Source organism: Paractinoplanes atraurantiacus (assembly GCF_900215205.1).
Classification (GTDB): Bacteria; Actinomycetota; Actinomycetes; order Mycobacteriales; family Micromonosporaceae; genus Actinoplanes; species Actinoplanes atraurantiacus.
Genome location: NZ_OBDY01000056.1, coordinates 1 through 25,240, shown reverse-complemented (window position 1 = coordinate 25,240; position 25,240 = coordinate 1). Strand labels below are relative to the sequence as shown.

The following is a 25,240-nucleotide window of genomic DNA, read 5'->3' as shown; positions in this document are numbered from 1 at the left end:
AAGACGCCGGCCGGGGTATTACTTAATTGGCACTGGCTTATCAAGCACCCTGTTGAGTTCTCAAAGAACAACCGCATCCCGGCTTAACTGCTCCGGCGCGCTTGCCTGCATTACTTTACCCGCCGTTTCCCGTCCCGCCAAATTGGCGTTTCCGAAAACTTCCGGGCACCACGAACCGACTAGAGCCGGATTTCATGATTTCCGTCAGGACGGCCGCGCCGGGCCCCGAGAGGTTCCCGCTCGCTCGCCCGTCTCCCTGGCGGCTCGGAAAACATTACTCCTTGATCCCCGCAACGCCAAATCCGGGTCCGGAAGGGCGCGCCGGCCCGGATCGGGGCTGTGGGACCGTCCCCGCGCAAAGACGGGCCCACAGCCCTGAACCGTGTCCAAGACCGATCTCAGTGGAAGGAAGCCATGCGGCGCCGCCGCGCCGGGAGGACGGCGATCAAGCCCAGCCCCGGCAGCAGGAGGCCGCCGCCGATCAGGACCACCGTGGCCCACTCGAGGCCGGGGCCGGTCTTGGCCAGGGCGTCCCCGCTGGTGCTGCCGTCTCCCCCTGTCCCACCGGCCGCGGTGGTCGAGGAGGACGCGGACGACGAGGTGGTGGTGCTGCCGGCGGACGGGGACTTCGTAGTCGCGGTGGGGGTCGGCGCCTTGGTGGCGGTCCCGCCCCCGGTGGTGAACGTGATGGCGACAGCCGCCCGGTTGGCGTTGACCGTCTCCTCGGGGGCGGAGCTCGGCAGGATCTGCGCGGCGATGACGCAGGCCACCTTCGCGCAGTCGTGCCCGCCGAAGGACTTGGACATCTTCAACGTCAGGGTGGGTGTCTTCCCCGTACCGTCGGCGTTGGTGAACTGCGACCCTCCCGACAGGTTGCAGTCGGCCGGCCCCTTCACGTCCTTGATGCACTGGCCGATGGCTATCTGTTGCAGGTTCTTGGTGAAGCCCGTGCCGGAGACGGTGACCTGCTCGCCGTCCTTGAGCCCGGTCGTCTTGGAGACCTTCAGGGTGGGCGCGGCGAGGGCGGGTGACGCGTCGACGAGGACCACGGTCGCGGTCATCGCGATGCCGGCGGCGGCCGCAAGGGCCAAGGAGCGGCGGACCATGTCAGGGAACCTCCAATGGTGGGGCGCCGGAGCGGGCCACGGCGGCCTCGTCGGTGCCGAGATAGGACAGGACGACGTCGGGGTGGGCGCGGACCTCGTCCGGTCGCCCGTCAGCGATGACACGGCCGGCGTCCATGGCGATGAGCCGGTCGGCGACCCGGGACAGCAGGGGCAGGTCGTGCTCGATGACCAGCACTGTGATGCCGAGCTCGGAGCGGATCCGCAGCAGCAGGTCGCCGAGGGCGGCGCCGTCGGCCTGGGTGAGGCCGGAGGACGGCTCGTCGAGCAGGAGCAGGCGGGGTTCGAGGGCGAGCAGGCAGCAAATCTCGGCCAGGCGCCGGGTGCCGGTGGAAAGCTCGCCGACGGGCCGGTCGGCCAGATGGGCCAGGTCCATGGCGGCCAGGGCCCGGTCGGCTGAGGCCAGGCGGGCGTGTGCGGCTTCGGGCGGACCCAGGACGTCGGCGGCGAGCCGAGTGGGGAACTCACGCTCGGCGGCGACCATTGCTGTTTCCCGTACGGTCATGGCGGGGAACAGCCTCGCGTCTTGGAACGACCGGACGAGTCCGGCTCGGGCGCGCCGCTCCGGGGTCCAGCCGGTGATGGCGCGGCCGCGGTAATGCACCGTGCCGGCGTCGACGGCCGTGAAGCCGGCCAGGATCTCGAACAGGGTTGTCTTGCCCGCGCCGTTCGGGCCGATGATGCCGACGATCTCGCCCTCGGCAACCTCGAGGGTGGCCTGGTCGACCGCCCTGACTCCGCCGAACGACCGACGCACCCCCGCCACCCGCAAGAGGGGCCCCGCCGGCAAAGCGGCCGCAGGGGAGGAAGGCGAGGCGGCCAAGGAGGGGGAAGGAGACGCGGCCAAAGAGGGGGAAGGAGACGCGGCCAAAGAGGGGGAAGGAGACGCGGCCAAAGAGAGGGAAGGGGACGCGGCCAAAGAGGGGGAAGCGGCGGCAACAGAAGGGAGAGCAGGCGGGGAGGCGGGAAGGGAGGTGGGCGCGGGTGATGCGTCGGGGCCGTCCATCAGGTCGGTGAGCCGGGCGATGCGGGGGCGGCCGGCGCCGGCGGTGGTGGCGACCACTCGGCGGAGCCAGCCGGTGAACCGGTGCAGCGCTCCGGACAGCACGCCGCCCAGGCCGTCGGGCAGCAGCAGGACGACCAGCAGCCAGCCGAGTGTCAGGAGGGCCTGGCCCGGGATGCCGAGCGGCACCAGCGCCGGAATGCCGACGATGACGATCGAGCCGAGCAGTGCTCCCCCGTTGCGCGCCATCCCGCCCACCACCGCGATGGCCACCGCGTCGATGCTGGCCGAGGCCGGGAAGCTGTTGACGCTCAGCTGCGGCTGGCCGAACCCGATGACCACCCCACCCAGTGCCGCCAGGGCGCCGCAGACCGCGTACGCCTGAAGTTTGCGCAGTGGCGCCGCGACCGTCAGCGCCCGCGCCGCCTCCTCGTTGTCCCGCAACGCCAGCAGCAGCCGCCCGAAGCCCCCGGCGCGCAGCCGCGCCGTGACCCACCATCCGACGCCCAGCAGGAGGAGCGCGAACAGGTAGTAGTCGGTGGCGACGCTGACGATGTATCCCCGCCAGACCGGATACGGCGTGGTGACGCCGTCCCCCAGCAGCCACGGCTGGCGCAGGAGCCAGCCGCTCGTGGCGAGCGCGAACGCCAGCGTCGTCACCCCCAGCGCCACCCCGCGCAGCCGCAGCGCCGGTATCCCCACGAGGACCGCCGCCAGCGCCCCCGCCGCGCATCCGGCCAGGATTCCCAGGAACAGGTTCCCCGAGGCCGCGGCCACCCGGACCGAGACCGCGGCCCCGATGCCCGCGAAGGCGAACTGTCCCAGCGACAGCTCCCCCGCGACGCCGGTCACGAGGATCACCGACATCCCGACCAGGGCGTACCCGCAGATCTCGGTGAGCACCGACGCCGTCGCATTGCTCACGACGTAGGCGAGACCGACGCCGCCCAGCGCCGGCGCGACCAGTCCGAGGCGCGACGGGGCTGACGCCGGCGACCGCGTCCACCCCACTTCGACGGCTCGACGCCCCGGCGAGCGCTGGCGGAGCAGCGCGATGAGGATGGCCACCCCGAGGACCACGTCCACGAACCCGCGCGTCTGCCCCGACAGCAGGATCTGCTCCAGCACCCCGACTCCGAGCGAGGCCACGAAGGCGATCGGCAGCGACGCCATCCGCGCGATCACCGCTCCGGCCAGGCCGCGCAGCAGCAGTTCCGGCCCCAGCGAGTCGATGGACTGCACGCCCTGGGTCGGCGTCAGCAGGATGGCCGAGAAGGCCGCCACTCCCCCGGCCACGGCCCAGGCCAGACCGGCCATCCTCGGCGCGGCCACCCCGTTGATGGTTGCCGCGTCCGGGTGGTCGGCCGCGGCCCTGATGGCGATCCCGAAACGGGTCCGGTTGAGGAACAACCCCAGGCTTCCGAGGAGTACGGGGGTGAGCAGCAACATCGCGGTCAAGGACGAGCCCACAGCGGTCGTCCCGATATGGAACGACGGGAGTCCCGGCGGCTTCGGATAGGTGGCGCCGGAGAAGCTGTCCCGGGAGACGAGCAGCGCCATCACGAGGATGAACTGGGCCAGCCCCAGCGTCGCGATCATGCCGATGACGCGGGGGCGTCCCGCCAGCCGCCGTACCACCACTGCCTCGGTCCCGGCCGCCAGCAGGCCGGCCACGGCGATCGCGAGGGGGAACGCCAGCCAGTACGGGACTCCGGTCGCGAGCCGGGCCAGGACGGCCGCCCCGAAGACACCGATGGCGCCGTGCGCGAAGTTGATGAACCGGCTCGACCGGTAGACGAGGACGAGCCCGACGGCCAGCAGTCCGTAGGCCATGCCCGTGAACAGCCCGACCGCGATGCGGTCGAGCCCGACGTCGAACCCGGCGAGGCTCACGCGGCATGACCTCCCAGCACCAGGCGCCGGGCCAGGTCGGGCGCCGCGCGCAGCTCGGCCGGTGTGTGCGTGGCGATGATCCGCCCGTGCTCCATGAAGAGCAGCCGGTCGGCGACCGACATCGCCACGTTCACCGACTGCTCGATCAGCAGCGTTCCCACCCCGACCGCCGCGAGCCGCCGCACCAGTTCGAGCAGCCCGCCCACGACGACCGGGGCCAGCCCGAGCGAGAACTCGTCGATGACCAGCAGCCGAGGCCGCTGGATGAGGGTCTTGGCCAGCACGAGCATCTGCCGCTCGCCGCCCGAGAGCGTCGATGCCGGTTGCCGGGCCCGCGCCGCCAGCCGGGGGAAGACGGCCAGGGCCCCGTCGACCGACGTGGCGGCCGGCTCCTCGCCGCGCCGGCGGGCGTAGGCGTGCATGAGCAGGTTGTCCCGCACCGACAGCGAGCCGAACGCCTGCTGCCCGATGACCGTGGACATGCCGAGCCGGACCCGCTTGGCCCCGGGCACGCCGGTCACGTCGCGGCCGCACAGCCGGACTCGCCCCGCGCTGGGCCGGCTGAGCCCGGCCAGCATCCGCACGAGGGTCGATTTGCCGACCCCGTTCGGGCCGCAGAGCGCCACGGTCTCGCCCGGCGCCACCGTCAGGTCGACCCCGAACAGCACCTGGATGGCTCCGTAGCCGCCGGCCAGTTCCTCGACGGAGAGCAGCTCACTCGCCAAGAGGTCTCACCGGCCCCTCGTACGTGAAGTTGGTTCCCGCGTACTTGAGCACCCGGTAGCCGGTGCCCGCCGCGAAGAGCGATGTGCCGGTCTCGGCACCGAAGCCGGTGGCCGTCTCGAAGGCGGCGGTGTCGAGCTTCTGCCCGGGCGGGGCCGTCTGGAGCAGCAGCGCCGCGTCGCAGTAGGTGAACGCCACACGGGCGTTCTCCCGCTTCGCGAACTTGATGCCGGCCGCCTCGAAAATCGACAGGCAGGTCTTCTCGGCCTCCGTCGACGGGAACGGCAGCACGCTGTCCGGCACGTCGTACGCGGGCGCGAAGCCCACGCCCACCATTCCCTTCAGCGCCGCGGGCGGGATGGTCGCCGGGTTGTTCACCATGAAGCTCGGGTTGTCGAAGGTGGACACTCCGTAGCGGGCGGTGAAGTTCTGCGCGGCGGCGCTCGTCATGAAGAAGGGCGCGATCCGTGCCCCGCCGAGGAAGAAGACCCGGTCGATCTGCTTGCCGCGGAAGTTCACCGCCGCCTGGTTGAGGCCGGTGTTCAGCGTTCCGAGGTCGGTCGTGTCGATCCACGACACCGTTCCCGTGACGCCGAGCTTCGTCAGGGCCGGAGTCACGACATCGCGGTAGACCGCCTGGTTGGCCGGGGTGTCGGCCGCGACGATGCCGGCCTTGTCCCGCTCGGCGAAGAAGCCCTCCCGCTCGAGCACCGCCATGAAGGACACGGCGAACGCGTCGTATTCCGGGAAGGATCCGGTCCAGAGGTACGGCGCCAAGGAAGTGAACGTCGCCTTGTCGTTGGCGATGAGGGTGGCGTCGAGCATCACGGTGCCGCGCTGCGCGTAGCAGGGGCGCGCGTTCGATTGCAGCTGTCCGGTGAGCACCACGGCGTACGCCCGGTCGTCCTGCGTTATCCGGCTGCACAGCGTCGTCTCGGCCGCCGGCGAGTCGTTGCTCGCCTCGTAAGGGCGGTAAACCGCCTCCATCTCGCGCCCGGCGATTCCCCCGCGTTTGTTGATGTACGCCTCGAGCGCCGCCACCTGTGCTCGAGCGTCGCCCGTGCCGGGGTCCTTGAAGCCGGTCAGCGACGCGGTCTTGCCGAGGTCGGTCCCGATGAACACCACCTTCACCGAGTCGTCGGTGACCCCGGGGACGGGCCGCCCCGCCTCGCCGGTCGCCCCGGGCATCAACGCGTCGCATCCGGTGTACGCGATCACGCCGACCAGAAAGAGGGCCAGGGCCCGGGCCAGCACCGGCCACCGCTGCCGAAGCGCCGTCACCGTTCCTCCTTGTAGCGACGTCTCATCACACGGTCGAGCGCGTCCAGGTCGACCACCGAGCCGCCGCGCCCCGGCGAGGTGCCGAGCAGGGTCCGCAGTCCGTCCGTGCTGAGCTGCCCGGCCGCGAGCCGCCGCAGCCGCCCCGATCCGGGCGCGTCGTCGAAGACCAGGAACGCGCCGAGGCTGCCGACCCGCACGACCGCCGGGAGCGCCGGCTGTGAGGGATCGATCAGGGCCGGCTCGCTCCGCCGGCGATAGCGGTGCAGCAGTCCCCAGGCGATCAGCAGCAGCCCGATCGCGTTGACCGCGAACAGTCCCCAGGGGTACGCGTCGTGATGCACCCTCGCCTCGGCCAGTCCGCTGACGTCGGCGCTGACCCCGTACCGGCCGAAAGCCGCGACCGGAATCGCGACCGTGACCAGAAACGTCCGGCTCTGCCCGGGCCCGAGGTCGGAGATGTTCTCCTGGAGGAACACGTTGTCGTCGCCGCCCTGGAGCATCCGCGCTCGCACGGTGGCGTTGGCCAGCGTCGAGACGGTCGGGTTGCGCACGGTGTAGGTCATCGTCAGCTTGTCCGGCCAGCCGAACCAGGACGCGAACGAGCCTCGCGAGATCCGCGCGTCCTGCACCTCGAGCACGCGCGGCGGCGCGCCCGAGGACGGCAGCGGCCCCACCGGGTGCCCGGTGATGGTCAGCGGCTCGTTCACGACCTGACCGGACCGTCCCTCGACGAGTGCCGCGTGCACCACGCACGGGCAGGCCCGGGGCGGATCGCCGATCTGGAGGTCGACCACGAAGGTGCCGTTCGGCCGTACGGGTGTGGCCAGTGCCGCCCGGTTGTCGCAGGCCACCGAGCCGCTCAGGCCGCCCTCGCCGCAGGTGACGAGCTGGATGAGCTGCCCGGCCGGCCAACCGGATCCGGTCACCCGCATCGTGTCACCGGCTTTCGCCTCGCCGGCGCCGAGCTGCACGGCCCGTCCATCGGCGTGGGCCGGAGTGGGAAGAAGGATCAGCGCGATGACGAGAAGGGAAGACAGGCGCCTCATTCGGCGACCAGTCCGCGCAGTCGCGGCACCCGGCTGCGCCGGCGCCGCCGCACCCACCATCCGGTGGCCACGCCGAGAGCTGTCAGGAGCGCGATTCCGGTGTACGAGACCACGAACGTGCGATCGGTGCGACGGGCGTACACACCGCCGTCCGCCCGGAGGGCCACCGACGTGGAGACGATGTCGACGGGCCAGATCCCACCGGCCCGCATCGTGAACTCCCCCGCGGCTCCCGGCACGAAGTCACCGGCCGGCGCCGAGCCCTTCAGGGAGACGGCGTGCCCGAACAGGCCGGAGGCGCTGACGGTGGCCTGCGGCACGAGGTGGATGTTGCCGATGTTCGCCACGTGGTACGTCAGCTCGCCGCCGGTGGTGCGCGGCAGCCAGGGCGTGCCGACGTCCATGCTCAGCGACGGCACGGCGAGCCCCGGCACGACCGTTCCCGCGACCCGCAGGTAGACCCGGGCGGCGACGGCCCGCTGGATCTTCACATTGGCGCCACTGGCCAGAGCCGTCGCGCCGGGCGAGGTCTCCAGCGCCACGATCCCGCCGACGTGGTCGCCCGGCGAGGCGTTCTTCGGCACGGCGATGGTGAACGGGATGTCGGCCTGGGAACCGCCGGGCACAGTCACCCGTGTCGCCGTCGTGGTGACCCACGAGCCGAGACCGGTCTGCTTCTGCTCCCGCGTGCGCAGGGCGAAACCGCCGTCCCGCACGGTGTTGTAGGCGTCGGCCCCGAAGATGAAGAACGACTTCGGTGTCTTGGTGAGGTTCTGCACCCGCACCGATTCCTTGACCATCTGCCCGGCGGTCGCGTCGAGGAAGAAGTAGAGGCGCGGCGTCGGCCCGGCCTTGGCCGCGGGGGTCGGGGTGACCGGCCACTCGCCGTTGCCCGCGGCCCGGGCGGGGGCGGCCGGAAGCAGGGCGAGAGCGACGGCGGCGCCGGCGACGAGCGCACGAATCCGCACGGGACCTCCTCGAAGGGCGGAAGGGTGGGGGCGGTGGTGGCCGCCCCCACACCCGGACTCAGCTCAGCGTGACGGTGAGCGTTGCCGTGTAGGCGCCCGCGAGCTGGTTCGCGGGAACCGCCAGGGACAGATCGGCCGAGGCGTCGAACGAGCCGCCGGTGCCGGCGGCCGCGCTGGGCGCCGCGCACAGCGTGGCGCCGTCCTTGAGCTCGCCGGCGCTACCGGCCACCGCGGCGACCGCGTTGGTCGCCCCGGGGTGGTCGACGCAGGCCGGTGTCCAGCTCAGCGCGCTCTTTCCGATCGTGCCGCCCGGCACACCGGCGAAGTCGGTGACCGTGGCGGTGACGCTCCAGCCGAGCGTGCTGCCCCGGTGGTCGGTCACGTTGACGATCGGCAGTTTCGCCGTCGCCGCCTGGGCCGAGCCGTTGAGCGTGACCCCGGTGAACACGATGGTGCTGCTGCCCGTGCCGCGGGACATCGACAGCGCTCCGCCGGTGACCGTCTGGGACAGCTCGTACGTCAGGGCACAGCCGGAGCCGGAGCACCCGTCGGCCGAGGCCGCCCACGGCGCCAGCGCGAACGTGCTCCCCGACACCGCGCCGATGGAGGCGGTCGTGGTGTCGTTGACCGTGAACGAGGCCGTGAAGCCGCCGGTGGCCGTGGCCGTGGCGGAGACCGCCGCGTCCGAGGTCGCGGGCGGCGGCGGAGCGCCGGCGAGTGCCTTGTAGCCCCGGATGGCGATGGTGCTGCCGGGGTTCCAGTCGGAGCCCTTCACGGAGACGGCCGTTCCGGCGCCGCCGCCCGCGGGGGTGATGGTGATGCCCGGCGTGCCGAGGATGGTGATGGGTACGGTGACGGTGTTGGTGCCGTCGGTGATGGAGACCGTGCGGCTGCCGGTCGTGGCGCCGGTGGGCACCGCGATCGTTCCGGTGCCGGCGCCGTTCGCGCCGGTGGTGCCGGTGCCGTTGCCCTCGCCCGTGCCGCCACCGGAGCTGTCCTTCAGCGTCGCCGTGAGCGTGGCGTTCGCGGCGAGCCCGGTGACCGAGTAGTTGATGGTGTTGCCGGCGCGGGCGGCGCCCGTGCCGGTCTGGCCCTCGACCGAGGTGACCGTCGCGCCGCCTTCGAACACCGTGAAACTCTGCACGACAGTGGTGTCCTGGGGCGCCGCCTTGTGGTCGCGGTCGCCGGCGTTGGAGCAGTAGGTCGCCGCCGTGGCGTTGGCGAACTTCACCTGGGCCACGGTGAGCGTGCCCGCTCCCGCCGGGCCGGCCACGAAGGTGCCGGTGGCGCTGATCGGCCCGAGCGGCGCCGAGGCGGCGACCGCGGTGGCCGGATAGTTGGGCTGGCTCAGGGTCAGGGTGCCGATCTGGTTACCGGCGATCTTGACGCTGACCGAGACCGGCACGGAGCCCGCGGTCAGCGGGACCGGTCCGTTGTTGGAGCCGGTCGCCGCCGTGAACGTGACGGTGACGGTCTGGCCCGGTTTCGGCGTGGCCGGGGTCTGTGTCAGGCCGAACGTGTCGCTCCAGGTCGTCGGGGAGCTGCCGCTCCCGGTGTCGCTGAAGTAGATCCGGCAGCCGAGGGAGTTGGCGGCCGGCCCGTACGCGGAGGCGGGTCCGGCCACGGCGACCAGCGCCGTCACCAACCCGACCCCGATGGCCGCCCTCAGTGAATGTCTCATCGTGGTGCCGCGTCCCCTCTGTCAAAGGTGGGTACTAGCGCGCGGTACGCATCGGAGACCCTTCGCGTTTCCCTAGAGGAAACAGCGTTTTCCTTTTGCGTGAACCTATTAATCCGCCGCCGCGAAGGTGTGTCAAGCGTCCGACCGGGCTTTTTCCGCTCTGCGATACAGCGTTTCCCCAAACTGAAACAGGTCGGACACAGCGCCGCCCTCGCTCAGACGGGAAACGGCGGCGGACAGCGCGGCCACCCGGCCGGCCGGCAGGAGGCGGCCGGCGTTGTCGGCGAACTTGGCGGCCAGCTCACCCGGGGTCAGCGGACGGACGGGACCACCGCGCGACCCGTCGACGCGGTGGCGGAGCACCGCTCCGCCGCGAGTGCGCACGGTGAGCACGGCCGCGAACGCGCGCGGGAACAAGGACGTCGCCCGGGCGTCGGCGCACACCCGCACCTTGGCCGCGAGCGCGAGGCGTACCGGATCGAGCGTGACGAAGTCGTCGAGCCCCGCGCCCAGGCCGCCACCGCCGGTCAGCGCGACCGCGATCGTGTACGGGCCGGAGAACTTCGCGTGGTAACCCGAGCGCGGCCGCGCCTTCTCCTCGGGCGGCTCGGCGATGGTCCGCAGGACCGGCTCGGCCACCCCGAGCTCGATCGCGTCCGCATCGGAGGCATCGAGACCGGCGGCTCGCAGGGCCAGAGCGCAGTCGATGCCGGGATGGGTGAAGTGGTTGGCCGGATACGGCTTGTAGACCGTGCGCAGCAGCTCCCACCGGTCGCCGAGGCCCTCGGTGACCGCGGCGGCGTCGAAGGCCCCCGTGTGGGCCGCGAAGAAGCCGAAGCGCCCCTCCAGCACGGTCGGCGGCCCGGTGAGCCCCTCGGCGGCCAGGGTCGCGGCCACCACCCCGGAATGGGCGGCCCAGCCGCAGTGGGCGCGCTTGACCGAGCCGCCGGTGCGGTTGGCCTCCAGCACGCCCGCGCCCATGGACGCGGCGATGCCGATGGCGTGGGCGATGCCGGCCGCGTCGAGCCCGAACAGGCGCCCGGCGGCCACGGCGGCGCCGATCGTGCCGCAGATCGAGGTGGCGTGCTGGCCGCGCTCGAAGTACAGGTTGGCGCCGGTCGCCGGATCACACCCGGCCATGCCGAGCCGGTTGGTCACCTCGATCCCGGCCGCGATCGCGGCCAGCAGATCTCCGGAGCCGGAGCCGGCGGCGGCGAGCGCGGCCGGCACCACGGAGGCGCTCGGGTGCAGCACGGACGGCAGGTGCGTGTCGTCGTAGTCGAGCGAGTGGGACAGTGTGCCGTTGACCAGAGCCGCCGCGGGAGCGGGCAAGCGGTCGCCGGAGCCGAACACGGTGGCTTCCGCGGCGCCGCCCCAACGGCGGGCCGCGGCCAGGGTGGCCGGCGCGGCGTCGGCTTCCGGATCGGCGTACGCGGCGAGCGCGTTTCCGAGAACGTCGAGAATCCGTCCCGGCACGTCCGCGCGGACGGCCGGTGGCAGCGTGACCCCGGCCGCGAACTCCCCCAGCGAAGCGGCCAGTGTCACGGCAGGACCGCCAGCGGGCGTACCGGGGAACCGGTCGCACCGACCAGCCGCAGCGGCGCCAGGATGAGCTGGAACTCCTTCACGCCCGCGTCGGCGAGGGGATGCAGAAGCATCGTCTCCACGATGTTGATGCCCTCCTCCACGAGCAGGATCCGATGCACCGGCAGGGAGGCGTGGCCGACGCGGGGCGCGATCCGCTCGTACGCGATGGTCTCCCCGCCGGTGACGGCGATCTCCCGGGCGGCCAGCCAGCGCGCCGCGTCCACCCCCACGCCGGGCACGCCGTAGGTGCCGCCGACGAAGGCCGGCCCGTCGTCGAACAGCCGCGACCAGCCGGTGCCGACCAGGACGGCGTCTCCCGGGTTGATCTCGAGGCCGCCCGCCGCCGCGACCAAGTCGGCCACCGTCACCTCGTAGCCCGCGGGCAGGACCGGCACCCCGTGCACGGCCGCGACATCCAGGAACAGACCCCTTCCCACGTACGGGGTGAACTCGTCGATGCCCAAGCGCGAGAACCCCGCGTCGGACTGCACGTCGGCCGCCACCACCCCGCCGTGCAGCAGTCCGTCCTGCGACACGTGGGCCAGCGCGTCCACGTGCGTGCCCACGTGGGTGCCGAGCACCACGATGTCGTTGGCGGCCGAGCCGCCGCCGGCCCGCACGTGGTCGCCGTGCCGCCGCACCAGCGCGTGCTGATAGGCGGGATGGTTCGGCGACTGCGGCATGCCCCGGCGCATGGGCTGGGCCAGATCGAAGACCTTCACGTCAGACAACCCCCTCGTCGCGCAGTTTCCGTAGCTCGTCCTCGCCGTATCCCAGGCTCCCGAGCACCTGGTCGGTGTCGGCGCCGCGCGGGCGCCCGGTCCACGCGATGCGGCCGGGGGTGCGCGAGAGCCGGTAGAGCGGCGCCGGCATCCGTACCGGCCCCAGCACCGGATCCTCGGCCGTGGTCACCGAGTCACGGGCCTGGAACTGCGGATCGGCGAAGACGTCGGCGATGTCGTAGATGGGCGCGACCGCGGCCTGCGCCTCGTGAAAGGCGGCCGTGACGGTGGCGAGGTCACGGGCGGCGATCCAGGACCCGACCGCCTCGTCGAGCTCGTCGGCGTGCGCGGCCCGGCCGACGCCCGTGGCGAACCACGGTTCATCTATCAAGTCGGGCCGCCCGACCAGGCGCAGCACCCGCTCGGCGATGGCCTGCGCGCTCGTGGAGACGGCGACCCAACGGCCGTCGGCGGTGCGGTAGGTGTTGCGGGGCGCGTTGTTGACCGACCGGTTGCCGGTGCGCCGCTGCACCACGCCGAGCTGGTCGTAGACCATCGCCTGCATGCCGAGCACGGTCAGCATCGGCTCGGCGATGGCCAGGTCGATCACCTGCCCGCCGCCGCCGTGGACGTCGCGGTGATACAGCGCCGTCATCACCGCCTGGGCGCAGGTCAGCGCGGCGACGCCGTCGGCCAGCCCGAACGGCGGCAGGGTGGGCGGCCCGTCCGGCTCGCCGGTGATGGCCGCGAAGCCGCTCATCGCCTCGGCCAGGGTGCCGAATCCGGGGCGGGAGGCATAGGGGCCGAATTGCCCGTACGTCGTGACGCGGGCGACGACCAGTTGGGAGCCCAGTGAGGCCGGGTCGAGGCCCCAGCGCTCCAGCGTGCCGGGCCGGAAGTTCTCGATGAGCACGTCGGCCCCGGCGAGGAGCCGCCGGAACACCTCGGCGCCGCGCGAAAGGTCGAGCGTAATGGTGCGCTTGTTGCGGCCGAGCATCGTCCACCACAGCGGCACGCCGTCCTTGGCCGGGCCGTGCCCGCGCGCGGGATCGCCCTTGGCCGGATGCTCCACCTTGATGACGTCGGCGCCGTAGTCGCCCAAAATCGTGGCCGCGAGGGGCCCGGCGAAGAGCGTCGACGCGTCCACGACGCGGACGCCGTCCAGCGGTGTCATGGCGCCACCCTAACCGCCCTGTTCCGCTTACGGAAACCTCGTTACAGTGTGCGAAACACCGTCAGGAGGTTCGGATGAGCCGCTACGAACTGGTGGTCCGCGGAGGGACGCTCGTCCTGCCCTACCTGGGCGAGATCCGCGCGGACCTGGCCACCAAGGACGGCCGGGTGGCCGCGATCGCCGACGACATCGCGGCCGCCGAGGGCGACGAGGTGCTCGACGCGGAGGGCAAGCTCGTCTTCCCGGGCGCGGTGGACGCCCACTTCCACCTCGGCATCTACCGCCCGCTCGAGGTCGACGCGGCCGAGGAGACCCGCTCGTCGCTGGTCGGCGGGGCCACCACGGTCCTGTCGTACTTCCGGACCGGCCAGCACTATCTCAACAAGACCGGGCCGTACGGCGAGATCCTGCCCGAGGTGCTCGCGGCGGTCGGCGGCAAGGCCTGGACCGACTACGGCTTCCACCTCGCGCCGATGGACACCGGGCAGGTGCGGGAGATCCCCGAGCTGGTCGACGGGCACGGCGTCAGCTCGTTCAAGTACTACATGTTCTACAAGGGCTTCAACCTCGCCGCCGACTCGCGCGACGCCAAGGCGTTCACGATGAGCGACGAGTACGACCTGGGCCACCTCTACCAGCTCATGGAGGCGGTCGCGGCGGCCGACGCCGCCACCGCGCGCCGGGTCTCCCTGTCGCTGCACTGCGAACAGGCCGAGCTGATGCGGCTCTTCATCGACCGGGTACGGGCCGGCGGCGATCCGCAGACGCTGCGCGCCTACTCCGACGCGCGGCCGCCGCTGACCGAACGGGTCGCGATCGGCGAGGCGACCACCCTGGCGAGGGCCACCGGCTGCCCGGTCAACCTGCTGCACCTGTCCTCCGGCGAGGCGCTGGCCGCGGCGAGGGAGGCGCGAACGGCGCTGGACGCGCGGCTCGAGGTCACGCTGCACCACCTGTGCCTCAACCACGACGAGCTGGACGCCCGGCACAGCCTCGGCGGCAAGGTGAACCCGCCGATCCGCTCGGCCGCCGACAACGCGGCCTTGTGGGACGGCGTGCTCGACGGGACCGTCGACTGGGTCGCCTCCGACCACGCCTGCTGCCTCGAGGAGTCCAAGGGCGACGCGCTCTGGCCGGCCCTGCCCGGCTTCGGCGGCACCGCCCTGCTCTACCCGATCCTGCTCAGCGAGGGCATGCACAAGCGCGGCCTCACCGCCCGCCGGGTGGCCGAGCTGGTCTCCGGCAACCCCGCCCGGGCCTACGGGCTCGACGGGCGCAAGGGCAACCTGCTGGTCGGCTACGACGCCGACCTCACCGTGGTCGATCCGGAGTTGGAGCAGGAGGTCACGGCCGAGCTTCTGCTGTCCGGGCAGGACCATTGCCCGTTCGAGGGACGCAAGGTGTGGGGCTGGCCCGTGGCGACAGTGCTGCGCGGCCAGGTCGCGTACACCCAAGGAAATGTGATCGGTGAAGCGCGCGGCAGCTATCTGGCCCGATGACGAAGCCGGCGGCCTTGCGGCCGCCGGCCTTTCGCCTACATGCCGTCGCCGCTCCAAGGCCCCCGCGAGCGCGAGCGGACCGGCAACGTGGAGACGACGGGCGCGTGGCTGTGCTCGTCGTAGTTCTCGGCGTGGCCACCCCATTTGATCCACTCTTCGGTGGTGTACCAGTTCACGAGCTCGCCGTCGGACCGGATGATCCAGTCGATGTCGGTCTCGGCGACGAAGTGGCCGTGCTTCACCCCGGCCGGGCGGAAGCAGTACGTGCCCTCGTCGATGTCGCCGAAGTTGTACGCCATCCGGCCGCTCAGCGTGTAGAACTCCTCGTAGCACGGGTGATGCGCGAGGCGGTGGTCGGTCCAGCCCTTCGGCGCCCGGATCAGGCGGGTGTAGAAGCCGGTCTTCGGATCGCGGTGCAGCAGTTTGATGTAGAGCGGCGTGAGGGGCCCGATCGTCGGCGCCGCCACCCATTCCTGCCTCTCGGCGTCGACGACGGTCACCTCGCCCTCCTCGGTGGCGCGGGCGCCGGGGTCGAAGCCGCAGTCGCCGTACTCGCGCCAGTGCAGCACGCGCGAGCCCTCACGAACCTTGAGCCAGTCCATCCGTACGCCCTTGGGCACCTGCACATAGCCGCCGGGCCCGAGTTCCACACCGCCGTACGTCACCGAACCCGACACGACGTAGAACTCCGTGTCCGCGTGCGGCACGCCCGGCCCCCGGCCCCAATCGCCGGCCGCGTGCAACGCCAGCGAGGACGATCCGTCCTCCTCGTCGGTCGACAGACGGCGTTCGAAGATCTTCCCTTCCCCGTACGGAAGCTCGCCCGTATGGAAGATGTAGTCGTCCTCGTGGATCAGTTCCACGTGTGCCCTCACGGTGCGCTCCTCAGCTCGCGTTTCAACACCTTGCCGGCGGCGTTGCGGGGCAGCGCCGCGACGAATCGGAACCGCTTGGGCACCTTGTAGCCGGCCAGACGGGACCGCAGGTGCGTCTCCAGCGCCCCGCCCTCCACCTGCTCACGGCAGACCAGGTACGCCACCACGCGCTCGCCCCACTGCTCGTCCGGCTCACCGACCACCGCGGCCTCCGCGACCGCGCCGTGGGTCAGCAGGGCCTCCTCGACGTCGCGCGGGTAGACGTTCACGCCGCCGGTGATGATGACGTCCTTGACCCGGTCCACGATGGAGAGGAAGCCCTCGTCGTCGGCGACCACGATGTCGCCGGAGGTGAGGAAGCCGTCGTCGGTGGTGCAGGCGGCGGTCGCCTCCGGGTTGTCGTGGTAGCCGTTCATCAGGTACGGGGAGCGGCTGTACAACTCCCCCGGCTCGCCCGGGGCGACGGGGTGGCCGCCGGGCCCGACGATGCGCACCTGAGTGGCGAACCACGGGTGGCCGACGGTGCCGGCCTTGCGGCGGGCATCAGGTGGGCGCAGGTTGCTGATGACGCCGGCCTCGGTCGAGCCGTAGAGCTCGTGGATCCCGGCGCCGGGGAAGGCCTCGAAGACCCACTCCTTGAGGACCTTCGGCAGCGCGGCGGCGTTGAAGTAGAGCGTGTCCAGGGTCGGCAGTCTCGGGACCGTTCCCCGGGAAGCTTTGATCAACTGGGCGTGCGTGGGCACGAGGAAGACGGATTGGGCGCCCTCGCGGTCGATCTGGTCGAGCAGGCCGTCGGGGCTGAAGGAGCGCAGCATGCTGACGGTGGCGCCGCAGTAGACGGCCGCGTAGGCGAAGGCGAAGCCGGCGCCGTGATACATGGGCGCGACGGCGATGGTGCGGCGGCCCGGGCCGAGACCCCACTCGAGGGCGGTGGCGTAAAAGGTGAGGCACCGCGAGCGGTGGGAGACGAGGACGCCCTTGGGGTCACCGGTCGTCCCCGCGGTGTAGGCGATGCAGAACGGGTCACGCTCGTCGACCGCGATCCACGGGTCGGTGGCGGGCGCCTCGGCGAGCAGGCGCTCGTACTCGGGGCCGAGGGCGTCGCCCCCGAGGGAAACGACGTGCTCGGCGGCCTTGTCCGGCACGGCGCCGGAGAGGGCCTGGTCGGCGATGAGGGCGCGGGCGCCCGAGTGCCGCAGGATGAACTCGGTCTCCGGGGCGGTCAGCCGCGGGTTGACCGGCACGAGCACGAGGCCGGCCTTGGCGATGCCCGCGGCGATCTCGGGGTATTCGAGGCGGTTGCCGCTCAGCAGGGCCACCCGCTCGCCGGCCGTGAGTCCGTGGGCGAGAAGGGTGTTGGCGACCCGGGAGGACCGCTCGTCGAGGGCCGCATAGGTCAGCCGCCGATCACCGTCGATCACCGCGATCGCGGCCGGAGTGGCCCGTCCGAACTCGCGCACCCCACCAGCGATCGTCAGATCCGCACCACCGGCCCGCAACATGCCAGAATGGAAACACCGTTTCCCTTCCGGCGCAAGAGAGGTCCTGCCAGCCGGCCCGCGCGGGCAACCGGGGCGAGAACGGCGCAAGGGACGAGGGCGGCGCGGGCGGCGCGGAGGGGCCGGCCCGGCGGCTCAGGCCGGGAAGTCTCCCGCCCGCCCGAGTTGGGCGGGGACGACCGGGAGACCCAGCTGTTCGCCGATCCACGTGCCCACGGCCGCGGCGGCGGTCACGTCGACGCCGGTGGGGTCGCCGCTGCGGTTGAGGAGATAGGCGAGGTCTTCGGTGGCGATGTTTCCGGTGGCGGCGGGGGCGAACGGGCAGCCGCCGATGCCGCCGAGGCTGGCGTCGAGGGCCTGGAAACCGGCCGTCGCGGCGGCGATCGCGTTGGCGTAGCCGGTGTTGCGGGTGTTGTGGAAATGCGCCCGAAGCGGAGCCGAGGACACTTCCCGGACGGCGGCGGCCAGGGCAGTCACCTGCCGGGGAACGCCGACGCCGATGGTGTCGGCCAGGCAGAGCTCGTCGAGGTCGTCGCCGGCAGCCGCGACCACCTCCCGTACGCGATCAGGGGTGACCTCGCCCGAGAAAGGGCAGCCGAAGGCGGCCGCGACCGTGAGGGTGACGCCGAAGCCCTCGGCGCGGGCACGGGCGGCGACGGCGCGGAAGCCGGCGAGGGACTCCATCGTGGGGACGCCCTGGTTGCGCCGAGAGAACTCGTCGGTGGCGACCACCACGTAGTTGATCTCATGCGGGCGGTGGGTGAGAGCCAGGGCGCGGTCGAGACCGCGGGCGTTGAGCACCAGAGCGATGTAGCGAACACCGCCGGAGCGCGGAACCGACTCGAGGACGGCCTCGGCATCGGCCATCTGCGGGACGCGGTCGGGGCGGGCGAAGGCGGCCACCTCGAGGCGGCGAACGCCGGCGCCGATCGCCCGGCGGACAAAATCGGTTTTGGTCTCCGTCGACAGCACACGCTTCTCGTTCTGCAGGCCGTCGCGCGGGCCCACCTCGATGATCTCCATCTTCGATCCCCTGTTCCGTCTCGCTGTTTCATCTGGCGAAACGCTGTTTCGCGAGTGTAGGGTGGCGCCTGGAAGGGATAGCCTGAGGAATGCCGGATCTCGATCGAGACTATGCCGCCGCCGGTTTCGCCCGGCGCCTCGGCTGGGGTGTTCGCCCGGCCGTGCTGCTGGTGGACCCCGCGCTCGCCTACACCGCGGCCGAGTCGCCGCTCTACTTGAAGTCGGGCCAGGACGCGGCCACGGCGATGCTGTCGCTCGCGTCGACGGCGCGCTCGGCGGGCCTGCCGGTCGTCTGGACGCGCGTGCACTTCGCCGACGCGTCGTGCGCCGAGGCGCCGCTGTTCGCGGCCAAGGTGCCGGCGCTCTCGGTCTTCGCCGACGGCAGCCCGCTCGCGTCGTTCGCGCCGCCGCTGTCCCCCGCGCCGGCCGAGTTGGTGGTGGTCAAGCATTACGCGAGCGCCTTCGCCGGCACGTCACTGGCGGCCTGGCTCGCCTCGAACGGCGTGGACACGCTGGTCATCGGCGGTTTTTCCACGAGCGGTTGCGTACGGGCCTCGGCCCTCGACGCCCTGCAGAACGGTTTCCGCCCGATGGTCGTCCGAGAGGCCTGCGCGGATCGGGACCCCGGCCCGCACGAGTCCAACCTGTTCGACCTCAACGCCAAATACGCGGACGTGATAGCCCTCGACGAGGCGCTTGGTGAGCTCGCTCTCCGCTCGCGAACTGAGTGACGGTTGTCCACAGCGCCGTCTGTCCACAGGGCCCCCACCTGATCTTGTAATGCCCGGATAATGGTGGAGGCGGGGGCCCCCGAGGGAGGGCGGGCCGTGTGGGTCAGGTGCCGCTGAGGGTCTGGATGACGCCGGTGGTCAGCAGGTTCTGGTAGTAGGAGCCGCCCGGGTAATAGGTGGCGGTCGTGGAGCCGGCGATCGCGTCGTTGGCCCAGGCGACGGCGAAGGTCTGCAAGGCGGCGACGTTGGCGGGCCGGGAAGTGCCGTTCAGCACGGTGCACAGGCCGTCGGTGCTGGCGCCCTCGGCGTCGCAATGGCTTCCGGTCGTCAGGCGCACGCCCAGGAACGGACGGTTCAAGCCCTCGGTCAGCGCCACCGTGCCGCTGGCGTTGCTGTTGGCCAGGTACGGGGGCGACGAAATGGCGGAGATCGGCAAGGCAGTCGTGGCCAGGCCGCTGATCGCGGACGGGAGGTTGTTGCCGATGGGCGACTTCACCGGGTCGAGCAGTTGCAGGTATCTGAGCTTGGCGAAAGCGCTCGCGTGCGTCGTGCGCAGGCGGTTGGCGACATAGGCCGCGGCCTCGCCGCCGGCCGAGTGGCCGGCGATCACGTATGTGGACGGCAGTGCCGTGCCCGCACGGCCGGCCGTCGCCGCCGCGGCGGCATAGCTCCGGGCCAGGTTGCCATTGGGGTTGGCGGCGTCGCCGAGCCAGGTGGCGACGTTGTTGAGGAACGACGTGTTGTTGCCGATGTTGTTGACCGTGCAGCCGTAGATGTCGGCCGAAGGCAGGGTGGGCGCGAAGACCAGGAAGCCCGCGGCCGCGTACCTGGTCGCCAGGTCTTGGACGTTGCCGTTGGAGCGACTGAAACCGTGTTGCAGATAGACGAGCGCCTTGGGGGTGCCGGACGGGAAGTACCAGTCGGCCGCCGGGTGATAGGTGAAGACCCAGCAGGGGACGTCGACAGTGGTGCTGACCTGGGTGTACGTGGGGGCGGCCTGCGCGGGGGTGGCCGCGAGCAGGGTACCGGTGAGGGCCAGAGCAGCGAGGAAGCGTTTCACGAAACCTCCATTTGTCACGCTCTACGAAACGGCGTTTCCATTAGCGGACCTCGATGCGACGGCTGTCAAGTACGGTGGGCCGATGAGCACCGACAAGTGGGCGAGCTGGCTGCTGACCAGGCGTGACGGGGGCTCGGCGGAGGTGCGCGGGCGGCATGCGCCAGGGCTGGAGGCGTTCCGGGACGGCGTCCTCGAGCGGGCCGAGCTGGAGCCGGACGACGTGGTGCTCGACGTCGGCTGCGGCACGGGGCTGATCGCGTTCGGCGCCCTCGAGCGGCTGGGGCCGGGCGGGCGTGTCATCTTCAGTGACATTTCGCAGGATCTGCTGGACGAATGTCGTCGCCGGGCCGCCGAGGATGATCGTTGCCGCTTCGTGCTGGCCGATGCGTCCGATTTGTCGGCCATAGAGGACGGCTCGGTGGACGTGGTCACCACCAGATCCGTGCTGATTTACAGCGAGCGGAGGGCGGAGGCCTTCGCCGAGTTCTTCCGGGTGCTGCGCCCCGGCGGCCGCCTGTCGATCTTCGAGCCGATCAACCGGTTCTCGGCCGAGCACCGTCCCGATCAGCTGTTCGGCACGCCCCGCGCGCCCGAGGTCGACGACCTGCTGACCAAGGTGGTCAACCGGTTCCGCACCGCGTCGGACGACAACGTGCTCATCGGCTTCGACGAGCGCGATCTGCTGGATTGGGCCCACAGCACCGGATTCGGCGCGATCGAGCTCGATTACCGAGCCCAGATCGAGGCGCCGGGCGAACCGTTCACGGATTGGGAGGGTTTGAAAAGGACAGCGCCCAATCCGCTCGCGCCGACGTACGGCGAGGCGATCGAGGCGGCGCTCACGCCGGCCGAACGCGAGCGGCTGGACGCTGCGATGACGGCCCGGGAGGGCGATCCGGTGCGGCGGACGATCGCCGTGGCGTACCTCCGCGCAGCGAAAGAACTCAATGCGTGATGGCTCGGTTACCCAATGCCACGATTTCACCATTCGAAATCGGCTGAAGGCCTAGCCTCCGAGTACTACGCACACGCGTACTTGATGGAACGCGAATCCACGACAGAATCACTTCTATGACGTACGGAAAGAAGGATCTTCCCTACCCATACTGTCTGGATTTTTCGGGAATCGTCACCCGGGTCAAGGGCGTACGCGAGTCCACCCGGGCCGCGCTGGTGAACTCGCTCAAGGTCGCGTCCTACCTCAAGGCGGGATCGAACCTGGTCGAGCGCAATCTCGGCGCCGGCGAGCGGGTCACGCCCAACGGGGACGGCCGTAAGCAGTACTGGTCGGGGCTGAGCTTTCTGACCGAGCGTGCCCTGTCACGTGAGGTGGCCGAGCTCGATCCGCCGTTCCTGCGGCAGAAAGGCGCCGGGCCGTACCGATCGACCTGGGCCAGCCACGACGACTACCTGAACGACCTGCTGACCTTCCTGCTGCACGCGGCCAGCTACGACCCGCAGTACGGGGCCGAGATGGAGACCCGCGGCGACTGGCTGGTCGAGGAGGACAGCTTCGTCGACGCGGTCTACCGCTCGGCGTACCAGGAGCTCATGACGATCTGCCGGATGCCCCTGTTCCGGCTGCAATTGATCATGGTGGCCACGGCCGACCGCAACGACGGCATCCACACGGCCATCGCGAACAACTACCGCGGCGCGCTCGAGCCGTGGATGAAGATCTACGACACCACGATCTCCTCGCGGGGCCTACAGCTGCGCAAGGGGATCACCATCGAGCAGTTCACCAACATCATCGCCGCGGTCCTCGAAGGGTTCGCTGTCCGCCACATGGGTGATCCCGGAGCGGGGGTCGTGGAGGACAACCTGTTGGGTATGGCGATTCTCGGCATCATGAGCAGCTACCTCGAACCGGCCGATGAACCATCCGGGCTCACCCTCCGTGAATTGTTCGAGGGCGGACCTGACGACGGGGAGCCGAGATGACCAGCACCACCGAGCCGGCCGCGGCCGCGCGCGAACCCTCCTGGTGGGGCCGCCAGGGCGATCTGATCATGCGCAGGCCGTTCAACGAGTGGACCTTCACCCACATGAACTGGCTGATGCCGACCGAGCGGGTGGCCCGCGGCCCGTTCCGGTCGCCGCTGCCGCTCGACCCGCATCCACTCGACCTGACGTACCGCTTCGAGGACGAGGACTACAGCCTCGCCGACCTGCACCGGCGCACCTTCACCACCGCCTTCGTCGTGCTGCACCACGGCGCAATCGTGCACGAGACCTATCCGGGCGCCTTCGCCGGCCCCCGTACCCGCATGCAGTTGTTCTCGATCTCGAAATCGGTGACCTCGCTGCTGATCGGAATAGCGCTGAACGACGGCGTCATCGGCAGCATCAAAGACCGGGTCACCGATTATCGGCCCGATTTCATCGGTACGGCGTACGAGGAGAACACGCTCGCCGACCTGCTCGACATGAGCAGCGGCGTCGGCGACCTGGAAACGTGGGAAGTCGCCGACAGCGGCATCAAGAAATTCGAACAGGCGGTCATGGGCGGCGGCGATGTCGCCACCGTGGTCCGCGCGGCCGAACGGCGCACGCCAGCCGGTGAGAGCTTCAATTACTCGACGTTCGACGCGCAGATTCTCGGCTGGGTGCTGGAGGCGGCGACGGGCAAGAGCATCGCGGCGTACGCCGAGGAGCGCCTCTGGCGTCACCTGGGCGCCGACCGGGACGCGTACTACTGGCTGACCCGGGCCCGTCCGCGCACCGCGATCGGCGCCGGCTCGTTCAACGCCACCGCCCGCGACCTGGCCCGCCTCGGGCAGCTGATGGTCGACGACGGTCTCGCCAACGGCCGCCAGGTCGTGCCCCGCGACTGGGTGCGCCGCAGCCGCGGCTCCGAGGAACCGCAGCTCGCCGTGGGTGCGCTGGGCCCCTCCGGCTACGACCACTACGGATACGCCAACCAGTGGTGGACGCTGGGAACCGAGTGTTTCCAGGCCTTCACGGCCCTCGGCGTCCACGGGCAGTACCTCTACGTCGACCCCACCGCCGACGTGGTCATCGTGAAATGCAGTGCCTGGCCGACGCAGGACGACGAGAGCCGCGACCGGGAGACCGTCGCCGCCCTGCGCCGCGTCGCCGACCATTTCGCGATAACGCGCTAGCAATTCCCTTTCCAAGCTTTCCGGGCCGCACCCCTTGCGGCCCGGAGCTCGTCATGCCGTTTTTTTACAATCGAAAGGAAAGAACGATGCACCCTGCCCTGAGACGGCTGGCCCTCGCGGCCACCATCATTCTCGGCGTCTCCCTGTTATCCGCACCGGCGAACGCCGCGGTATTGGCCGGAACCGTTCTCACCAACGCCACGGCCACCCTTCCGGCCGAGCTTTCCCCGCTGGCCACCGGAAAGCGAATCTCCTATGTGACGACCAATGTGAACGGCGGCGTCATCACCGCGACCGGGCTCGTTCTCACCCCCAAGACCGGTAAGAACAACAAGACGGTGGCCTGGGGTCACGGCACCACCGGCCTGGCCGACCAGTGCTCCCCCTCGGCCAGCCAGTCCGTCTTCTGGCCCGAGGCCCGCGCCGCGATCGCCGAGCTGCTCCGGCGCGGCTGGACGGTGGCCGCGCCCGACTATCCCGGACTCGGCACCCCCACCTCCCACCCCTACCTGATCGGCAACAGCGAGGCCCGTTCCATCATCGACAGCGTCAAGGCCGCCCGGCGCCTCGACACCGCGCTGACCACGCAGTACGTCGTGGACGGGCACTCGCAGGGCGGACAGGGCGCCCTGTTCGTCAACCAGATCGCCCCCTCGTACGACAGCCCGCTGGTGCTCCGCGGCACCGCGGCCATCGCCCCCGTCTCCAACGCCGACCTGTTCGCCCCGGTGATCCCCGGCACGGCCGGTCAGGGCTACCTGGTGATGGGCCTCTACGGCCTGCAGACCGTTGACGCGAGCGTCAACCCGAACACCCTTCTCGCGCCGCCCGCCCGCGAGAAAGTGTCGGTGCTCCAGTCCGGCTGCCTCTACCAGATCCTCGACGCCTTCGCCCCGCTGACCGCCGAGCAACTGCTCGTCGGCGGCGCCCTGCCGGACGCGGTCGTCACCAAGCTGGCCCGCTACCTGAACCCCGGCCAGACCGCCACGAGCGCCCCGGTCCTCCTGGTGCAGGGCACAGCCGACGAGGCCGTCCCGTACATCTTCACCTCCGGCCCGCTGCGGTCCCAGCTCGGCGCCTACAGCCAGCCGGTCACGTACACCGAACTCGACGGCGCCACCCACGACGGCGCCGTCTTCCAGAGCACCACACTGGTCGCCGACTGGATCGCGGCCCGCTTCGCCTGACCCACTCGCCCACCCCACCATGGCGGCACCCCGGGCGAATGTCCCCCGCCCGGGGTGCCACCGCCGGGCCTAGATCTCCCTGCTCCGCCTGACGCACCGCGCCACCAGGAAGACCGGCAGGCGGGCGGCCTCGCGGCGGACCGGGTCGCTCTTCCAGCTCTCCGGTGCGGGCGGCTCGCTCATGGCGGCGAGCCACAGGCCGTTGCGGGACAGCTCATCGACGTACGTGGAAAGCGTCCGATGGTTGGCTCCGACCTGCCGGCGCAGGGTGGCCCGCAGGACCCGGCCGACCTCGGCCAGCGCCCCGCCCAGATCGTCGATGTCGGAGAGCCCGAAGTTGCAGACCACCGCCTCGAACGACCCGTCCGGCAGCTCGTCCATGTCGGCCGCGTTCGCGTGCACGTAGCGAATCGACGGCGGTCCCGCCGCCCGCGCCTTCGCCAGCAGCGCCGACGACAGGTCGACTCCGGTCACGTGCGCGCCGAGACCCGCCAGCTCGCGCGACACGCGTCCATGACCGCAGGCCAGGTCGAGAACGCGCAGGCCATCGACCGGCCCGGCCAGCCGTAGCAGCGCCCGCAGCACAGGGTCGTCCAGGTCGGAGAACCCAGCGTCGTAGAACTCGGCCACCGCGTCGTATCGAGCGTTCACCATGCCCACGACCGTAATCGGCGCTCCTGTCACACCTTGAACTGGCCGACCAGGACGCGCAGGTCGTTGCTCAGGCCCGACAGCTCCTGGGTCGCCGCCTTGATGTCGAGGACGCCGTCGCTGGTACTGGTGGCGCCGGACGAGATGGTGGCGATGGCCTCGGCGATGTCGGCTGAGCTGGCGGTGGACTGGGCTATGTCGCGGCTCATCTCGTCGGTGGCGGCGGTCTGCTGCTCGACGGCCGCGGCCACCGTGGCCTGGAAGGCGCCGAAGCGGCCGGTCACCTCGACGATCTGGCCGACGGCGGCGGCCGCGGCGGCGGTGTCCTGCTGGATGCTCTGCACCATCGTGGTGATGTTCTCGGTGGCGCTCTCGGTCTCCTGGGCCA

At 71.1% G+C, this 25,240-nt stretch carries 21 protein-coding genes and 1 pseudogene; 6 read left to right on the top strand and 16 right to left on the bottom strand.

The genetic code is table 11. The features are described 5' to 3' along the window. Positions 1–398: 398 nt before the first annotated feature. The 10 genes from CRP55_RS50635 to CRP55_RS50590 form a co-directional block, all read right to left on the bottom strand. Entirely contained in the window at positions 399–1,106 is a 708-nt protein-coding gene (locus tag CRP55_RS50635; protein WP_097329290.1) for a neocarzinostatin apoprotein domain-containing protein, read from the bottom strand. A gap of 1 nt (position 1,107) precedes the next feature. Then, a complete protein-coding gene (locus tag CRP55_RS50630) occupies positions 1,108–4,020 on the bottom strand; it encodes an ABC transporter permease subunit (RefSeq protein ID WP_097329289.1) in 2,913 nt (970 codons plus the stop codon). Continuing rightward, a complete protein-coding gene (locus CRP55_RS50625; protein ID WP_097329288.1) occupies positions 4,017–4,745 on the bottom strand; it encodes an ABC transporter ATP-binding protein in 729 nt (242 codons plus the stop codon). The genes CRP55_RS50630 and CRP55_RS50625 overlap by 4 nt, the downstream gene beginning before the upstream one ends. Then, positions 4,735–6,024, bottom strand: a complete 1,290-nt coding sequence (locus tag CRP55_RS50620; protein WP_097329287.1) for a type 1 periplasmic-binding domain-containing protein — start codon at positions 6,022–6,024, stop codon at positions 4,735–4,737. Before CRP55_RS50620 ends, CRP55_RS50625 begins: the two co-directional genes overlap by 11 nt. Beyond that, positions 6,021–7,070: a hypothetical protein gene (locus CRP55_RS50615; RefSeq protein ID WP_143235554.1), complete on the bottom strand. Its 1,050-nt coding sequence runs from the start codon at positions 7,068–7,070 to the stop codon at positions 6,021–6,023. The genes CRP55_RS50620 and CRP55_RS50615 overlap by 4 nt, the downstream gene beginning before the upstream one ends. Continuing rightward, positions 7,067–8,038: a WxL protein peptidoglycan domain-containing protein gene (locus CRP55_RS50610; protein WP_097329285.1), complete on the bottom strand. Its 972-nt coding sequence runs from the start codon at positions 8,036–8,038 to the stop codon at positions 7,067–7,069. The genes CRP55_RS50615 and CRP55_RS50610 overlap by 4 nt, the downstream gene beginning before the upstream one ends. Before the next feature lie 58 nt (positions 8,039–8,096). After that, on the bottom strand, positions 8,097–9,719 hold the full coding sequence (locus tag CRP55_RS50605) for a WxL domain-containing protein (protein ID WP_143235552.1): 1,623 nt from the start codon (positions 9,717–9,719) through the stop codon (positions 8,097–8,099). Between the two features lie 132 nt (positions 9,720–9,851). Further along, positions 9,852–11,264 carry an MmgE/PrpD family protein gene (locus CRP55_RS50600; protein ID WP_097329283.1) on the bottom strand — a complete coding sequence of 471 codons (1,413 nt, stop codon included), beginning with the start codon at positions 11,262–11,264 and terminating at the stop codon, positions 9,852–9,854. Then, a complete protein-coding gene (locus tag CRP55_RS50595; protein WP_218855212.1) occupies positions 11,261–12,028 on the bottom strand; it encodes a cyclase family protein in 768 nt (255 codons plus the stop codon). The genes CRP55_RS50600 and CRP55_RS50595 overlap by 4 nt, the downstream gene beginning before the upstream one ends. Position 12,029: 1 nt before the next feature. Further along, positions 12,030–13,202 carry a CaiB/BaiF CoA transferase family protein gene (locus CRP55_RS50590; RefSeq protein WP_097329282.1) on the bottom strand — a complete coding sequence of 391 codons (1,173 nt, stop codon included), beginning with the start codon at positions 13,200–13,202 and terminating at the stop codon, positions 12,030–12,032. Positions 13,203–13,276: 74 nt separating this feature from the next. Between CRP55_RS50590 and CRP55_RS50585 the strand changes: the two genes are divergently transcribed. Further along, positions 13,277–14,701 (top strand): dihydroorotase, encoded by a 1,425-nt coding sequence (locus CRP55_RS50585; protein ID WP_097329281.1) that lies wholly within the window; start codon positions 13,277–13,279, stop codon positions 14,699–14,701. A gap of 35 nt (positions 14,702–14,736) precedes the next feature. On the opposite strand, the gene CRP55_RS50580 is transcribed toward CRP55_RS50585, so the two are convergent. The 3 genes from CRP55_RS50580 to CRP55_RS50570 form a co-directional block, all read right to left on the bottom strand. Beyond that, positions 14,737–15,576: a DUF4437 domain-containing protein gene (locus CRP55_RS50580; protein ID WP_179855714.1), complete on the bottom strand. Its 840-nt coding sequence runs from the start codon at positions 15,574–15,576 to the stop codon at positions 14,737–14,739. After that, a complete protein-coding gene (locus tag CRP55_RS50575; RefSeq protein ID WP_097329279.1) occupies positions 15,573–17,078 on the bottom strand; it encodes a class I adenylate-forming enzyme family protein in 1,506 nt (501 codons plus the stop codon). The genes CRP55_RS50580 and CRP55_RS50575 overlap by 4 nt, the downstream gene beginning before the upstream one ends. 132 nt (positions 17,079–17,210) lie before the next feature. Further along, complete coding sequence (locus CRP55_RS50570) at positions 17,211–18,098, bottom strand: hydroxymethylglutaryl-CoA lyase (protein ID WP_097329278.1); 888 nt, start codon at positions 18,096–18,098, stop codon at positions 17,211–17,213. Positions 18,099–18,187: 89 nt separating this feature from the next. On the opposite strand from CRP55_RS50570, the gene CRP55_RS50565 reads away from it, so the two are divergent. Continuing rightward, the gene (locus CRP55_RS50565; protein ID WP_097329277.1) at positions 18,188–18,829 is read left to right on the top strand and encodes an isochorismatase family protein; all 642 of its coding nucleotides are present in this window, start codon (positions 18,188–18,190) and stop codon (positions 18,827–18,829) included. 103 nt (positions 18,830–18,932) lie between these two features. Here the strand turns inward: CRP55_RS50565 and CRP55_RS50560 are convergent, their stop codons facing one another. Further along, on the bottom strand, positions 18,933–19,889 hold the full coding sequence (locus tag CRP55_RS50560) for an alpha/beta fold hydrolase (protein WP_097329276.1): 957 nt from the start codon (positions 19,887–19,889) through the stop codon (positions 18,933–18,935). A gap of 82 nt (positions 19,890–19,971) precedes the next feature. Here CRP55_RS50560 and CRP55_RS50555 point away from each other — a divergent pair, with 82 nt between their 5' ends. From CRP55_RS50555 to CRP55_RS50540, 4 genes are all read left to right on the top strand, one after another. Beyond that, positions 19,972–20,844 (top strand): class I SAM-dependent methyltransferase, encoded by an 873-nt coding sequence (locus tag CRP55_RS50555; protein WP_097329275.1) that lies wholly within the window; start codon positions 19,972–19,974, stop codon positions 20,842–20,844. 116 nt (positions 20,845–20,960) lie between these two features. After that, on the top strand, positions 20,961–21,833 hold the full coding sequence (locus tag CRP55_RS50550; protein ID WP_097329274.1) for a hypothetical protein: 873 nt from the start codon (positions 20,961–20,963) through the stop codon (positions 21,831–21,833). Then, positions 21,830–23,014: a serine hydrolase domain-containing protein gene (locus CRP55_RS50545; RefSeq protein ID WP_097329273.1), complete on the top strand. Its 1,185-nt coding sequence runs from the start codon at positions 21,830–21,832 to the stop codon at positions 23,012–23,014. The genes CRP55_RS50550 and CRP55_RS50545 overlap by 4 nt, the downstream gene beginning before the upstream one ends. Before the next feature lie 86 nt (positions 23,015–23,100). Next, on the top strand, positions 23,101–24,201 hold the full coding sequence (locus CRP55_RS50540) for an alpha/beta fold hydrolase (protein ID WP_097329272.1): 1,101 nt from the start codon (positions 23,101–23,103) through the stop codon (positions 24,199–24,201). A 69-nt stretch (positions 24,202–24,270) separates the two neighbouring features. On the opposite strand, the gene CRP55_RS50535 is transcribed toward CRP55_RS50540, so the two are convergent. Next, complete coding sequence (locus CRP55_RS50535; RefSeq protein ID WP_097329271.1) at positions 24,271–24,855, bottom strand: class I SAM-dependent methyltransferase; 585 nt, start codon at positions 24,853–24,855, stop codon at positions 24,271–24,273. 26 nt (positions 24,856–24,881) lie between these two features. Beyond that, a pseudogene (locus tag CRP55_RS53785) lies at positions 24,882–25,240 on the bottom strand (methyl-accepting chemotaxis protein); the annotation flags it as partial.

Bases quoted from the DNA above. Each gene is read 5' to 3' on its own strand.
- CRP55_RS50545 (WP_097329273.1), top strand. From the start codon at position 21,830: ATGACCAGCACCACCGAGCCGGCCGCGGCCGCGCGCGAACCCTCCTGG.
- CRP55_RS50575 (WP_097329279.1), bottom strand. From the start codon at position 17,078: ATGTTGCGGGCCGGTGGTGCGGATCTGACGATCGCTGGTGGGGTGCGC.
- CRP55_RS50555 (WP_097329275.1), top strand. From the start codon at position 19,972: ATGAGCACCGACAAGTGGGCGAGCTGGCTGCTGACCAGGCGTGACGGG.
- CRP55_RS50615 (WP_143235554.1), bottom strand. From the start codon at position 7,070: ATGAGGCGCCTGTCTTCCCTTCTCGTCATCGCGCTGATCCTTCTTCCC.
- CRP55_RS50540 (WP_097329272.1), top strand. From the start codon at position 23,101: ATGCACCCTGCCCTGAGACGGCTGGCCCTCGCGGCCACCATCATTCTC.
- CRP55_RS50585 (WP_097329281.1), top strand. From the start codon at position 13,277: ATGAGCCGCTACGAACTGGTGGTCCGCGGAGGGACGCTCGTCCTGCCC.
- CRP55_RS50550 (WP_097329274.1), top strand. From the start codon at position 20,961: ATGACGTACGGAAAGAAGGATCTTCCCTACCCATACTGTCTGGATTTT.
- CRP55_RS50570 (WP_097329278.1), bottom strand. From the start codon at position 18,098: ATGGAGATCATCGAGGTGGGCCCGCGCGACGGCCTGCAGAACGAGAAG.
- CRP55_RS50535 (WP_097329271.1), bottom strand. From the start codon at position 24,855: ATGGTGAACGCTCGATACGACGCGGTGGCCGAGTTCTACGACGCTGGG.
- CRP55_RS50605 (WP_143235552.1), bottom strand. From the start codon at position 9,719: ATGAGACATTCACTGAGGGCGGCCATCGGGGTCGGGTTGGTGACGGCG.
- CRP55_RS50590 (WP_097329282.1), bottom strand. From the start codon at position 13,202: ATGACACCGCTGGACGGCGTCCGCGTCGTGGACGCGTCGACGCTCTTC.
- CRP55_RS50635 (WP_097329290.1), bottom strand. From the start codon at position 1,106: ATGGTCCGCCGCTCCTTGGCCCTTGCGGCCGCCGCCGGCATCGCGATG.
- CRP55_RS50565 (WP_097329277.1), top strand. From the start codon at position 18,188: ATGCCGGATCTCGATCGAGACTATGCCGCCGCCGGTTTCGCCCGGCGC.